Annotated in this window: 13 protein-coding genes; 3 read left to right on the forward strand and 10 right to left on the reverse strand. The window is 63.4% G+C overall.

The window, feature by feature from the left end:
• Positions 1 to 79 precede the first annotated feature (79 nt).
• Entirely contained in the window at positions 80 to 1,336 is a 1,257-nt protein-coding gene (locus AB7C87_RS01905; protein ID WP_369727710.1) for an antibiotic ABC transporter permease, read from the reverse strand.
• A gap of 199 nt (positions 1,337 to 1,535) precedes the next feature.
• Here AB7C87_RS01905 and AB7C87_RS01910 point away from each other — a divergent pair, with 199 nt between their 5' ends.
• Positions 1,536 to 2,654 (forward strand): DUF354 domain-containing protein, encoded by a 1,119-nt coding sequence (locus AB7C87_RS01910; RefSeq protein WP_369727711.1) that lies wholly within the window; start codon positions 1,536 to 1,538, stop codon positions 2,652 to 2,654.
• Positions 2,655 to 3,013: 359 nt separating this feature from the next.
• Here the strand turns inward: AB7C87_RS01910 and AB7C87_RS01915 are convergent, their stop codons facing one another.
• The 3 genes from AB7C87_RS01915 to AB7C87_RS01925 form a co-directional block, all read right to left on the reverse strand.
• Positions 3,014 to 4,333: a hypothetical protein gene (locus AB7C87_RS01915; protein WP_369727712.1), complete on the reverse strand. Its 1,320-nt coding sequence runs from the start codon at positions 4,331 to 4,333 to the stop codon at positions 3,014 to 3,016.
• Positions 4,330 to 5,424 carry a polysaccharide deacetylase family protein gene (locus AB7C87_RS01920; protein ID WP_369727713.1) on the reverse strand — a complete coding sequence of 365 codons (1,095 nt, stop codon included), beginning with the start codon at positions 5,422 to 5,424 and terminating at the stop codon, positions 4,330 to 4,332. Before AB7C87_RS01920 ends, AB7C87_RS01915 begins: the two co-directional genes overlap by 4 nt.
• Positions 5,425 to 5,566: 142 nt before the next feature.
• Positions 5,567 to 6,196, reverse strand: coding sequence for a metal-dependent hydrolase (locus AB7C87_RS01925; RefSeq protein ID WP_369727714.1), 630 nt, complete (start codon positions 6,194 to 6,196; stop codon positions 5,567 to 5,569).
• Between the two features lie 146 nt (positions 6,197 to 6,342).
• Here AB7C87_RS01925 and AB7C87_RS01930 point away from each other — a divergent pair, with 146 nt between their 5' ends.
• Positions 6,343 to 7,056, forward strand: coding sequence for an alpha/beta hydrolase family protein (locus AB7C87_RS01930; RefSeq protein ID WP_369727715.1), 714 nt, complete (start codon positions 6,343 to 6,345; stop codon positions 7,054 to 7,056).
• 19 nt (positions 7,057 to 7,075) lie between these two features.
• Here the strand turns inward: AB7C87_RS01930 and AB7C87_RS01935 are convergent, their stop codons facing one another.
• The 6 genes from AB7C87_RS01935 to AB7C87_RS01960 all read right to left on the reverse strand — a co-directional run bounded on the left by AB7C87_RS01935 (position 7,076) and on the right by AB7C87_RS01960 (position 11,452).
• Positions 7,076 to 7,489, reverse strand: a complete 414-nt coding sequence (locus AB7C87_RS01935) for a universal stress protein (RefSeq protein ID WP_369727716.1) — start codon at positions 7,487 to 7,489, stop codon at positions 7,076 to 7,078.
• Positions 7,490 to 8,019: 530 nt separating this feature from the next.
• Complete coding sequence (locus AB7C87_RS01940; protein ID WP_369727717.1) at positions 8,020 to 8,331, reverse strand: DUF7521 family protein; 312 nt, start codon at positions 8,329 to 8,331, stop codon at positions 8,020 to 8,022.
• Positions 8,328 to 8,675, reverse strand: a complete 348-nt coding sequence (locus tag AB7C87_RS01945) for an ArsR/SmtB family transcription factor (RefSeq protein ID WP_369727718.1) — start codon at positions 8,673 to 8,675, stop codon at positions 8,328 to 8,330. The genes AB7C87_RS01940 and AB7C87_RS01945 overlap by 4 nt, the downstream gene beginning before the upstream one ends.
• A 174-nt stretch (positions 8,676 to 8,849) precedes the next feature.
• On the reverse strand, positions 8,850 to 10,310 hold the full coding sequence (locus AB7C87_RS01950) for an MATE family efflux transporter (RefSeq protein WP_369728371.1): 1,461 nt from the start codon (positions 10,308 to 10,310) through the stop codon (positions 8,850 to 8,852).
• Between the two features lie 272 nt (positions 10,311 to 10,582).
• Positions 10,583 to 10,984: a universal stress protein gene (locus tag AB7C87_RS01955; RefSeq protein ID WP_369727719.1), complete on the reverse strand. Its 402-nt coding sequence runs from the start codon at positions 10,982 to 10,984 to the stop codon at positions 10,583 to 10,585.
• Positions 10,985 to 11,047: 63 nt separating this feature from the next.
• Complete coding sequence (locus tag AB7C87_RS01960; protein ID WP_369727720.1) at positions 11,048 to 11,452, reverse strand: hypothetical protein; 405 nt, start codon at positions 11,450 to 11,452, stop codon at positions 11,048 to 11,050.
• 180 nt (positions 11,453 to 11,632) lie between these two features.
• Between AB7C87_RS01960 and AB7C87_RS01965 the strand changes: the two genes are divergently transcribed.
• The gene (locus AB7C87_RS01965; RefSeq protein ID WP_369727721.1) at positions 11,633 to 12,325 is read left to right on the forward strand and encodes a cyclase family protein; all 693 of its coding nucleotides are present in this window, start codon (positions 11,633 to 11,635) and stop codon (positions 12,323 to 12,325) included.
• The last annotated feature ends 48 nt before the right edge of the window (positions 12,326 to 12,373 follow it).

Raw genomic sequence — 12,373 nt, forward strand, 5'->3', positions numbered from 1 at the left:
GAGCGAACTCAGTGTCGGACGGACGAGTTCGACGGTCGACGACGGACAGGAATGGGGTAGTGGGGTTGCGTCTGCCGGCTCAAACCGCTGGGGAACGGTCTGCCTCACAACGGGCGAGGAGGTACTCGGAGAGCGCGTAGGCCATCCAGGCCTGACACCAGCGCATCAGCGTGACTCGCTTCGTGTGGTGGCGAAACTGCCGGTAGTAGAACTGCCCCTCATCGACCTGCAGGTTCGCGAGGACCCAGCGAAGGATTCTGTCGGCGAGCTCGAGGTCGCCCTCGCGGGTGAACACCAACATCCCTTGCGTGCTCGCGTGGATGTCGCGGGGGTAGGCGTTGGATTCGTCGAAGTTGGGTGCGCCATCGAGTTCGAACAGTTCGGAGCGGTAGAACTCGAGGGCGTCCTCGAGTGTCTCGCTGTACCGATCTTCGTCGACGACGTCGCGATAGCGCTGGAAGGATTCGATGATGAAGCCGTTGTGATGGCTGTCCATCGAGAGGTGGGAGGCGTCGGCCGGAAGCCGATAGGGCCACCCGCCCACGTCGGTCTGGTTGGCGGCGACGTGATCGAAAATCTTCGTCGCGCGGTCGCGAAGCTCCTCGTTGCCGGTCCGATCGTAGAGGTCGACGAACATCCCTGCACCGAGGGCGGCGGCGTTCAGCGTGTAGGAGTCGTCGGGGTGGTTCATGTGGTAGTCGATCTTCGCACCCTCGGAATCCTCCCGGTAGTTCAGGTCTTCGATCACGAACGATGGCGCGGTACGAGCGAGGTCGGCGTACTCGGGGTCGAGAGTGGCGGCGTGAAGGAGCGCTCTGACGGCGTAGGTCGTCGAGACGACGTCCGGATCGCTCGGAACGCCTTTGGTGTGAAAATGTTGCATCTCGTGGCGGTGGCCCCCACAAAAGCCGCTGTACCCCGTGATCCGCTCGTCGACGAGCCAGTTCGCGAGCCTATCGGCCTCGCCGATCGGGTCGAACGCCGGCTCGAGCGGGGCGTCGTACTCGTGGACCAATCGGTGGTAGTTCAGGTTGGCCATCGCGAACAGCGCGGCGCCCTTGTAATTTCTCCGGTGTTCGACGCCCAACAGCGGCCTGACGTCGATCGGCGTCCGTTTGACGACTTCCTGGACGACCAGGTTGAGCATCCGATTTTCGAACGGGAGCGACTGGAGGTGCTGACTGCTCATGCCGTCGCCGTAATCTGGGCCAATATAGTCTCGTCTGCGTGCGTACGCGAGCGTCGAATCGAGGACGGAGGCGTACGACTCGAGCGCTCGAGTCTGCGTTTCCGCCGGTTCCCCCACGCTCGTCTCTGTAACGCCGTGTGACTGCATCTACCGACCACAGGGAACATATCCACATTATTATACGCTCGCTACCCCCCGGCGTGGGGCTCCGTGACGACGACGATAGCATCCAAACCCCGGTTATCCGCGTGCTGTCGTCGTTTCGGTGGGCCGTTCCTGAAGGTATGTCCCAGATAACAATCCACTCTCTCTTCCATTCGTAGAGCAGGATACCGTGGCCTCCAGCATGAGATACCTGTTTTTCACGAACACGCCGGCGCACGTCCACCTGTACAAACACGCGGTACAGCGGCTTCGCGATCAGGGCCACGAAGTGTTGATCCTGGCTCGCGATTACACCTGCACCGTCGACCTCCTCGAGTGGTACGATCTGCCCTACGAGGTGTACGGCAGCTGCGGAACGACGAAGGGATCGCTTCTCAGCCGTCTCCCGGCACACTACGCGCGGGCGATCCGCCTCGCGCTCCGGTTCGATCCCGACCTCGTCTTCGGGATGGGCGGGTACGCGGCCCACACGGGCGCGGTCGTCGGAACGCCGACGGTGTTGTTCATCGACTCCGAACCCGCGTCGTTTGATCACACAATCTCGACGCCGTTCGCACGGACCATCATCACCCCGAATACGTTCCGAAAGAACCTCGGGGAACGACACTACGTCTTCCCGGGGTTCAAGGAGTGTGCCTACCTCCACCCGGAGATCTACGAACCGAATTCGACGATCAGGGATCGACTCGGCGTCGAGGAGGACGAGCCCTACGTTATCCTCCGGCTCAACGCGTTCGGCTCACAACACGACGTCGGAAAGGAGGGGTTCACCGGAAGCGCCCGCCGACACGTCGTCGAACGGCTCGACGAGTACGCGACAGTCCTCGTTTCGGACGAGGGTGACGGAACCGACCTCGAGAAGCTCCCTGCGCGTCCGTTCGACCTTCATCCCGCACTGATGCACGACGCGCTCGCCGAGGCGGAGTTGCTGGTCGCGGATACGCAGACGATGGTCACCGAAGCGGCGTTGCTCGGGACCCCTGCGATCCGCTCGAACTCGTTCGTCGGTGACGACGACATGGGCAACTTCGTCGAACTCGAGAACCAGAGATTGATCCACAACGTCACCTCGGTGGCGGACGTCGTCGACCAGTCGAGGGCGTTGCTCGACTCGGACGACGTCGGCGAGACGTGGCAACGGAGACGTGATGCGTTCCTCGCGGACAAGGCGAACCTGACGAACGTCATCGTCGACGTTGCGACGGCAGACGGCCGCGTCGGCGGGCTCGAGGCGCTTTGTCGGTTCGGGCGCAGTTCGAAACCGACACCCGCCGGATCGGTCGGGGTCGGAAGCGACTGAGACCGATCGATCGGCACGGAACTGACTCCAACTGAATCGATCGGCACGGAACTGACCGAGAGATCGATCGGACGGAATCTCGAGCAGGTTCGGTCGAACGAATCCGTTCGTATCGCCGGCCCAAAACTGGATGTTGTGGATCGACTCGACGGTTACTCTCCTCGTTTCCGACGAGACCACTTCTTCGTGCCGCGTCGCTCGTTTCGTCGTGGATCGTCCAGTGGTGGATCGTCCAGTTGTGACCCCTTCAGTTGTGACCCCTTCAGTTGTGGGTTCGGCGAACGTCGCACGGGCTTTGGGTTTGTCAACCCGACGAGCACCACCACGATTGGTTCTCACCGGATCGAGTTTGAGCGCCCCTATCGGTCCACTCGGCGTCGGCGCGTCCCGAGGAGGAGCGCGAGCAATAATGCAATGGCAACGGCGACGTGGACGACTCCCGGTGAGGAGAGGGCGTCTGACTCCTCGTCGATCGGCTCTGCATCCTGTGTGGGTGCGATCGCGAGGCCATCTATCGAGTCGACGTCCGCGTCGAACTGGTAGTGCTCGCCGTCATCGATTACCGTTGCGTTCGACTCGGCCCACTCGGAACCGTCCGTTGCGTAGAGTGCGATGTCCTCGGGGTGGTAGCCGATCTCCGCGAGGCTATCGGCCGAGACGCTGAACGTCACCGTCGCGGCGACGTCGTCATGGTCGCTCGTTACCGTCAGGTTCGACAGCGACGCGACCTCGTGGGGCGAGTCGGTTCCGGCCGGCTGTTCGTTCTCGAATTCGAACGTCGCGTCGCCCTCGAGGCCGGTGACGTCGACCCGATCGAAGCTGACGTTCTCGTTCGAGTCGTTCGAGGGGCGAAGGGAAACCGGATCGTCGGAGGAGGCATCGGTTACGCTGGCGGTGAATCCATCGTCCGTCCGGTCGTACGTGACCGACGGTTCGTCACACGCACCCGTCCGAATCGTGACCGGCTCGTCGAGTGCGAGTTCGATCCGCTCGGGCGTGTCGGCGTCTCCGGAGAGGAACTCCCAGCGATCGATCTCGCCGTCCTCGTGCCACTCGGGATCGTGCAGGGACTCGTTCCCGTAGAACTCCGATTCTTCGTTGAATCCGGGTTGGACCGTCACGGCGAACTCGTCGTTCAGTCCGCCCTGGATCGCGCCGCCATCCGTTCTGGCGTCTCGCCAGATCCAGGAGGCGTACGCCCAACCGTCGCCGCTGTCCCACTCGACCATGTTCGTTTCGGCGTCGTACTTGTCGTCCTGGACGACCCACTCTGACTCCGCGGGGAGACCGACGACGTCGAACGTGACGATACCGCCGCTCGAGTTGCCGTGGAGTTGGTCGTGGACCATCACGATACTCATCCCGTCGGCACCTTCGTGAAGCATCAGGATACTCGTGTCGTCCTCCTGAAGGTGTGTCGTCCCGTAGGAGCTGTACTGTCTGTCCTCGGGGTCGGTGTCGGGGTGAGTCACGTGGTTTCGATAGTCGTAAAACGAGTCGACCGTCTCGGACGTCTGGAGCGGTTCGATCGGTTCGCAGTACGCTCCCTGTTCGATGACGTACGACTCCACCGATGCGTCCTGAGCGGTGTTTCCGGCCGCAAGCGGGGCGAATCCCGTGATCGCACTGGCCGCCAACAGTCCCGCGACCAGGACGACCATCAGTCGACTCTCTCTCATGGCTCACCTCGAGCTTTTGCGGGTTCGTTCGTCGCCGTCGCTCGCTCGACGTCGTACTCGCCGCCGGGGTGTGTCCCACCCCCAGCGTCGTCCGCCACGGGGCGGTCGCCGTCGGCGGAGGCGGACGTATCTTCACCGTGCCTCGAAGCAACGGACCGACCGCCTCGAGGGTGGTCGAACGCGTCGACCAGTCGAGCGGGCGAGCCGATCCAGGCGCCGAGTTCCTGGGCACGCTCGACGAGCCAGCGATAGAGCCGTGCGTGGCCGGGAAATTCCCGTTCGTTGAAAAACCGAGGGTGCCAGAGGACGGTCATGACGGCGTCGTTCGCCGCCGCCTCGGTCAACAGCCGATCACAGACGCGCCGGGCGGCGTTTGGCCGCGTTCCGGGGTCCGGAAGCGCTTGATCCATAATTGTCAGTGGGAAAATCAAAAACTCGTCGTCGAACGGTCGGATCGGTCGGTATCCCGCGTGGAACCCACACTCCGTCGTCGAACCCAGACTCGCGTCGTACTCGAGACCGATGCGGCGGTGGTGGCGCCAGGTGTCCGGCTGGAGGCGCAGGTGGTGTTGGCGGCCGCCGGTGACTGGTCCGTCGAGGATCGACTCGAGGATGGCCTTCTCCTCCCGGAGTCGGTGCGGGTCGTCGGGGGAGTGATAGGAACCGTGGAGACCGACTTCCCAGCCGCCGTTCTCGAGGTCGCGAATGACGCCAGCGATCTCGTCGCTCGCGACGTCGTATCGGCCGAGGTGTTGGATCCAGTTCGACGTGGACAGCCACTCGCTCATCGGGCGGTTCGCGAGTAGGTGTTGTTCGTTCAGGAAGTAAAACGCCGAACGGACGCCCAGTTCTTCTTCCAGGGCCATCAGGTTCTCGAACTGCCAGTACGGGTTCGAGCCCGAGAGTGCCGTCCGGAGGTGGTAGGCCGGTCGCTCGTTCGCCGCGTAGTAAAGCGACCGAAACCCCTTGTACGGGCGGTCGACGTCGTGGGTGAGACAGAGCGCGAACTCCCCGTCGACGGGAACCGTCTCGACACGGGATGCCTGGGCCCACGTCCCCGCGGAGTCGTGGCTTCGAGTCGTATCGCTCATCACGTCTATACACTCATCGGAATCGACACGATAGTAAATGACGACGTACCCAAAAGACGTCGAATGCAGACGGACGGGCGCTCTGGTAGGTCCGGCCTACCCGAAGATCGGTCTCGATGACCGGCCGCACGTCGACGACCGATTACTTCCGTTCCTCGATCGCCGGATCGGGACGGCTGAGCCTGCCGACCGCCGCCCTGAGTACCCGCCACCCGGCGGCGATACACTCCCTGAGGACCGGAACGCCGTCGGCGAGCCACAGGAGAAACACGAATCCGGCGAGTCCGAGTTGGACCCACATGTACGTCGATAGATCCCCGGCGAGAAGGGCGTCCTGATAGTTCCCGAACAGCCGAGAGAACTCGCCTACGAACCCGACGGGCTCGGCCGGCGATTCGATGGGATCGACCGGCCAGAGCATCACTTCAGTTCGAAGACCCTCACCGTCGAGCGAGTGATAGAGGACGTCCGAGGGCAGGTGGAGGAGATAGCCGAGCCCGAACGCGACCCCGACGCTCGTCCGACCGGCTCGTTTCGCGAGGAGGCTCACGGCGATCGAGAGCGGAATCGCGAAGAAGATCGAGTGTCCCAGCGCGTATCCGGACTCGAAGACGCCGAACTCCCAGGCCAGCGGTTTGTCGATGAGGTCCGGCAACACCGACGCGAACACGACTGCGAACGCCTCGAGTCCGGTCGGCGCTCGTCGGTAGTACGCGCGGCTGAACAGGGAGAATGCGAGATACCCGACGACGGCGTGTTCCCATGGCCACATCGGCGTAACGTGCTGTGCTCGAGGGATTAGTTATGGCGGATCTACGAATGGCCACGGCCGGTTATGCACCGGAAATCGGTCGATCCCAGGGTGTCCGCCGGACGAACCGGCAACGATTACGGCCCTCAGCGTGATTACTTCACACGATGACCGAACGCCACGACGTCCCGGTCGACGACGGTCAGACGATCGCCGCGGTTCACCACGAGGCGCCGTCGGACCGGTGGTTCGTCTGCTGTCACGGCTTTCTCAGCGACAAGTCGGGAAGTTACGAGCGACGATGTACGCGAGCGGTCGGGGAGGGGTACAACGCTGTCAGATTCGACTTCAGAGGGTGTGGCGAGTCCGACGGCGCGTTCGCCGACCAGGGGGTGAGCGAGAAGATCGCAGACCTCGAAGCGGTCGTCGACTACTTCGAGCCGTCGTCGATCGTCCTCTTCGGCTCGAGTTTCGGCGGGAAGGTCGCGTTTCACGCGGCAACCGGTCTCGATCGAGTCGAGGCGATCGTGACTCGGGCGCCGGTGACGGTCAACCGGGCGTTCGAGACGTATCGATCGAGCGTCGCCGCCGATGGCGAGCACCGCTTCGAAACCGGAGACCGGATCGACGAACGGTTCTTCGATGACTTCGATCGATACCCCTTCGAGGACGTGGCGTCGACACTCGAGGTGCCGGTTGCCATCTTCCACGGAACCGCGGACGAATCGGTCGCCGTCGCCGACAGCATCGAGGCAACCGGGCGACTCGAGACGGACGTTCTGCTCCGGACCGTCGCCGGGGAAGGCCACCTATTCTCGGCGGACGCCGAGACGCGACTGCTCGAACTGACGTTCGACTGGCTCTCGACGATTCGGTCGTGAGACGGTCTGATCCGGATGTTTACGGCGTCGCTCCCGGAACGACGACGACCGGACGGTTCGCATCGGCGAGAACCGCTCGAGCGGTCGAGCCGAGATCGGAGGGGTCACCGCGGTCGGGATCGTCGGGACGCCATTCGTGGCTCCCGATCACGATCTCGTCGGCGTCGACCGCCGCAACGGCTTCTCTCAACGCCGTCGCCGTCGTCGTCCCGCCGTCCCCGGTCTCGAGTTCCCGGAGTTCGGTATCGACGGATCCCGCGACGGCGAGTCGAACGGGGGCGACGTTCAGCGCCTCCTGGCGATCGCGACGAGCGGACGGCTCGTCGACGACTGCGAGGACGGCGACCGAATCGGCCGTCGAGATCCGGTCCTCGAGATAATCGCAGATCGATGCTGTCGTATGAACTGATTCGGTGCCGACGAGATACTGCATGCCAGCCCTAACCCGCCCGGGATACTCAGTGTGGCGGGTTCATCGCAGATCAGTGTGGCGAGTTCGTCACAGACGGCGTGATGGATTCCTCACAGACGGCGGATGCGTCGACGGCGACGATGGTCGTGGGTGTGACACGACGGCCCCGTCGGAAACACGTACCGGAAGTGGATTTTCCGACCCAGAGAATCCGCGGGGGTCACTAATAGGAGACAGCCGAAAGGCGTCGATAGGGGATGTAGCGAGTCGCGGTCGAACGCGCCTCGTTGGTCCCCCGCTACCCGACGTGTGGATCGAACGACGACAGCCCTCGTGGACATAGCCCCTGTCCCCGTCAGCCGGTCCCCCGTCGGTTCCGCCGGTTGGGCGTCCGCCCGTACGCCCCCGGCGGGTTTGGCCACACCCATTCCGCATTTGCTTCGGCCCTCCCGTGGTCTTCGGTGAGTTTTCGAGAACGTCCCTCCCCGTTGTTGGCACTCGAGAATCGAATATTGGGCGTCGAAATACGGACGAGCGTCGTCGAATCAGCGTCAGTGGCGTCCGTACAGCGAGTAGGTAATCGCGAGCAAGCCGAGCAGTCGACTCACGTTCTCGAAGAATACCGTGACGAGATGGTCTGCGTTCGTGACCGTATTGATCGCGACGTTTACGACGAACGGACAGACGGTGAGCAACAACAGACCGAGGGCGAGATACAGCATAGACGTCGCGTCGTTGCGTCGGTATCCACGGTAGGCCTGGTAGGCGATTATCGCACCCATGAGCGCGACGAGAAAGAGGCTGACGATGGTCAACAACTCGAACGCGGAGATCTCGTCGATACGGACTGTCCTCGCGGTCATCGAATCCCCTCCCACATTCTCGTGAACCTGTCGGCGACGTCTTCTTCACGGTAGGTCAACTCGAGGTCGAACGCGCCGTCCTCGAGGGAGAGTTCCAGCCGATCGAGGTTCGCGCTGTAGACGCTGTAGTGGTTACCGTCCGGTGCGAGTTCCGTCTCTTCGGTAACGAGTCGACACTCCTCGAGGCGATCCAGTCGCCGGTAGATCGTCGGCAGGGAGGCGTCACACCGTTCGCTCAGGGTACTAGCAGACATGGGTTCGACGCTCGTGTGGGTGAGGATCTCGCGAGCGTACTCGTCGTCGAGAACCGAGAGTACCGTGGATAGGTCGATCTCCTCACTCACTTGTAGCTGATCGTTCTGGCATCGGTATGAAAAGCGGTCCGGTTTCTCTGATCGAGAAAACACCGCCACCACCGGATACCCGCTCGAAGATCACGGCTCACGGGGCCAATTTCGTCAGTATCGGCCCAGCGACGACCCGTCTGGCTACACCCCTAATCGGCACCGCATTCCGCATCAATCGTCGCTCGGCGCCGTCTCAGGGCGATAGCTGCGGCTAATCTCCTTCCACCGGCCGCTCGAGAAGCGATAGGTGTTGACGATCGCCGGGACGGCGGTTTCGGCGAGAAACGCCAGGTAGAGGCCGACCAGACCGAGCGGTTCGATCGAAACGGCCGGCGTCGCGACCTCGAGAATCGGGATCGTTCGCGAGGACACCGACAGTCCGGCGGCGCCGAGATACGCAAACGGGATTGCGAGGCCGAACATCCCCAGGACCTGGCTGTAGAACGGCCACCGGGTGTCACCGCTGGCTCTGAGCGCACCCTCGACGCCGCGGTAGACTCCCTGTAACAGAACTGCCACACACGCGGCGTAGATGAGCGAGACGGCGGTCGGCACCGACAGCTCCGCCGGATCGTTGGTGAACGCGAGCACGATCGGCTCGGCGAAGACGAAGACGATGACGGCCGCGACGACGTAGACGGCGACGGAGAAGACGGTGATCTCCCGGGCGTACTCCTCGGCTCGCCGTTCGTCGCCGGTGCCGAGTTCCTGTCCGACCAGACTCGAGGCGGCGAGACCGAAGCCCCAGCCGGGCGTGTTCATCAGCCCCCAGATCCGGCGGGCGATGACGTAGGCCGCGACGGTGTCCTGGCCGAAGATGTCGACGATCGCGAGCATGGGGAACTCGGCGATCGTCCAGACCAGGTTGGTCCCTAAAACCGGCAACCCGATCGTCGTCAGATCGCGAACCGTCTCCACGTGGACGTACGTTCCGAACGGGTCGATCCGTACGGGGAAGGCGCCGATCCCGGGAAGGCGACCGCCAACCAGGCCGATCGTGAACGCGGCGGTCACGGCGACGTTGGCGAGGACTGTTCCGAGCGCCGCACCCGCGACGCCCAGGCCGAGTCCGAAGATGAAGACTGCGTTCAGTCCGATGTTCGCGACGGCGCCCCCGGCGCGGATAACCATCGGCGTCCAGGAGTCGTCCATGCCGACGAAGGTGCGGCTCCCGATGAGGTTGAGGCCGGCGAACGGGATTCCGAATCCGACGATCTGGAGATACCTCGCGCCGAGTTCGACCGCTTCGGGATCGTCGCTGATGAGCGAGATCAACTCCGTCGGATAGTACCAGAACGTCGCCGTGATCGGGATCGTAACCACGACCGCGAGCAACGTACTCGTTCGGACCGCCTGGCCGAGCTGATCGAACGCCTCGGCGCCGTAGCGCTGGGAGACCAGCGCGATCGTCCCCCCCGCGACGCCGCCGCCGACGCTGAACGCGAGCCCCCAGAACGGCGAGGCGAAGCCGACGCCAGCGATCGCCGCCGATCCGACGGTAATTCCCACCATCGCGACGTCGACGGCGCTTTTCGACATCCGGGCGAGCCCCGTCACGATCCGTGGCCACGCGAGCGCCGTCGTCCGGCGCGCCCGCTCGAGTTTGATCAACCCGAGTCGGGCGAGCGCCATCCCGATCCAGAGGAGACAGAGCCGGATCGGATTCGGAACACGGGGTGCCACGAGAACCGACTCGAGGTAACCGGCTCCGACAAAAAGCACTTCTCGAGGCGGCAGACCGGACCGGTTCCCATTTGATACCGCCCACCACGATCCGTACTCGTACGGAATGCTGTATCGATCTACCGATGGACTCCCAGAACGGGTTGTGGTCGCACCGGAAACGCTCTGACTTACGTCAAGACCGCATCACACGCCGATTCGATCTGAATCGAGCCCGCGGGTTACTCGACGACCAACACCGGCTTCGCCGATTCTTTGGCGACCTGTTCGGAGACGCTCTTTCTGAACAAGCGCTCGAGCCCGCGGTTTCGTCCCATCACGATCAGATCGACGTCGTTTCGGTCGGCGTAATCGAGGATCGCGTCGTGACGCAAGCCGTGACGAACCGTCGTTCGAACGTCGTCGACGCCCGCCTCGTGCGCCCGACTCGCGACGTACTCGACGGCCTCTTCGCCGATCGGCTCCAGGTCGTCGAAGTCGATCCCCGGCGCGATCTCCGCGGAGTTGATGACGTAAAGCGCGTGCAACGTCGCCCCGTGGACGGTCGCGAGTTCGATCGCCTCCTCGATCGCTCGATCTGTGTTCTCCCGTCCGTCGGTCGGGACCAGGATAGCGTCGTACATCGCGTGGACGTTCGACTTCGGGGGCCAAGTCGTTTCGGTGGTCGCTCGGTTCCGCCGGTCGCTTCAGGACGGAAACGGATCCTCGAGCCCGGCAGACCCATCGTACTCGCCACGGACGGCGGCGACGTGTGAATCGACGTCGGGGTTCGAAGCCGAGAGGTCACCGGTTCCCGGAACGGCCGGCGTCCGGTCGGTAAACCCCTCGACGGCAGTGACTATCGGCCCGTAGGCGAACTCGCCGAACTCCTCGCTCGCCGAGACGACGCGTTCGCCGTCGACCCCGCCGACAGGCTCGGAGATCGTTCCGACCCGGCCCGATTCGTCCCACCAGCACAGCGAGAGGATCGCGTCCTCGAGGTCGCCTCCGATCCGGACCGTCTCTCGGTCGATGAACTCGATCGTAACCGGTTCGTCCGACGGCTCCTCACGGTCGTCAGCGTCGCCCGTTCGAGAGTCGCGAGTTGACACGGGTCCGGATAGTTCGACCGACCATATCAATCATTGTTCACCGTTCGATGACTCTCGTGGCGTCGGACTGGCGCGACTCTCGAGTGGATTTCCCTCGAGGACGACGGGTCGAACGAGGTCGCGACAGTAATCGATCGGTGTATAGAAACAGTTTTTGCGTCGAATCCGACACGATTCGGTATGTCGGAGTATCGCCTCGTCGACGTCTCGATGCCGATGGACGGATTCGACTTCGCCGGCGACCAGCCGTTCGAGGTTACCGGTCCGTTCGACCGGGTTTCCGGATCGAATCCCGAGTACGTCTACGACCTGGGGCTGTCGACGCAGACCGGAACGCACGTCCAGGGAGCGCACTACTTCGCCGAGGACGGCAAACGTATCGGGGAGTATTCCCTCGAGCGATTCGAAGGCCGAGCGGCGTGTATCGACCTCGAGAAACGCGGCGTCGACGCGACCGTCGACGACCTCGAGGCGGCCCTCGGGTCGGGGCCGCTCCCCGACGGGATGCTCATCCTGCGGACGGGACACATGGAGGAGGTCCTCGAGACCGGAGTACTCGATGCGGACTCGAGACCGGGACTGTCCCTCGAGGCCGCGCGCTGGCTCGTCGAGGAGAAGGATCTCGAGTTGCTCGCGATCGATTCGGTCGGCGTCGAGTCCCGCGACACGCGAAATTACGAGGTCAACGTCTATCTGGGCGAACAGGACGTCCTGATCCTCGAGGGGTTAGTGAATCTGGATTCGATCGGAGAGACCGAGGTGTGGCTCGAGGCGTTCCCGCTGAAGGTCCGAGACGTCGAGGGGACGCCCTGTCGAGCGGTCGTCAAAGAACCCGTAGACGAGGTCGCCGGATTTTCACGGAGGACGAGGTGACTGATCTCGAGACCGCTATCCAATGTGCGAACAGGCGAAACACTGGTT

The sequence above is a fragment of the Natrarchaeobius versutus genome, from assembly GCF_041205745.1.
GTDB classification, from domain to species: domain Archaea; phylum Halobacteriota; class Halobacteria; order Halobacteriales; family Natrialbaceae; genus Natrarchaeobius; species Natrarchaeobius versutus.

Coding starts and splice junctions, on each gene's coding strand:
- AB7C87_RS01905 (WP_369727710.1), bottom strand. CDS start 1,336: ATGCAGTCACACGGCGTTACAGAGACGAGCGTGGGGGAACCGGCGGAA.
- AB7C87_RS01910 (WP_369727711.1), top strand. CDS start 1,536: ATGAGATACCTGTTTTTCACGAACACGCCGGCGCACGTCCACCTGTAC.
- AB7C87_RS01915 (WP_369727712.1), bottom strand. CDS start 4,333: ATGAGAGAGAGTCGACTGATGGTCGTCCTGGTCGCGGGACTGTTGGCG.
- AB7C87_RS01920 (WP_369727713.1), bottom strand. CDS start 5,424: ATGAGCGATACGACTCGAAGCCACGACTCCGCGGGGACGTGGGCCCAG.
- AB7C87_RS01925 (WP_369727714.1), bottom strand. CDS start 6,196: ATGTGGCCATGGGAACACGCCGTCGTCGGGTATCTCGCATTCTCCCTG.
- AB7C87_RS01930 (WP_369727715.1), top strand. CDS start 6,343: ATGACCGAACGCCACGACGTCCCGGTCGACGACGGTCAGACGATCGCC.
- AB7C87_RS01935 (WP_369727716.1), bottom strand. CDS start 7,489: ATGCAGTATCTCGTCGGCACCGAATCAGTTCATACGACAGCATCGATC.
- AB7C87_RS01940 (WP_369727717.1), bottom strand. CDS start 8,331: ATGACCGCGAGGACAGTCCGTATCGACGAGATCTCCGCGTTCGAGTTG.
- AB7C87_RS01950 (WP_369728371.1), bottom strand. CDS start 10,310: ATGGCGCTCGCCCGACTCGGGTTGATCAAACTCGAGCGGGCGCGCCGG.
- AB7C87_RS01955 (WP_369727719.1), bottom strand. CDS start 10,984: ATGTACGACGCTATCCTGGTCCCGACCGACGGACGGGAGAACACAGAT.
- AB7C87_RS01965 (WP_369727721.1), top strand. CDS start 11,633: ATGTCGGAGTATCGCCTCGTCGACGTCTCGATGCCGATGGACGGATTC.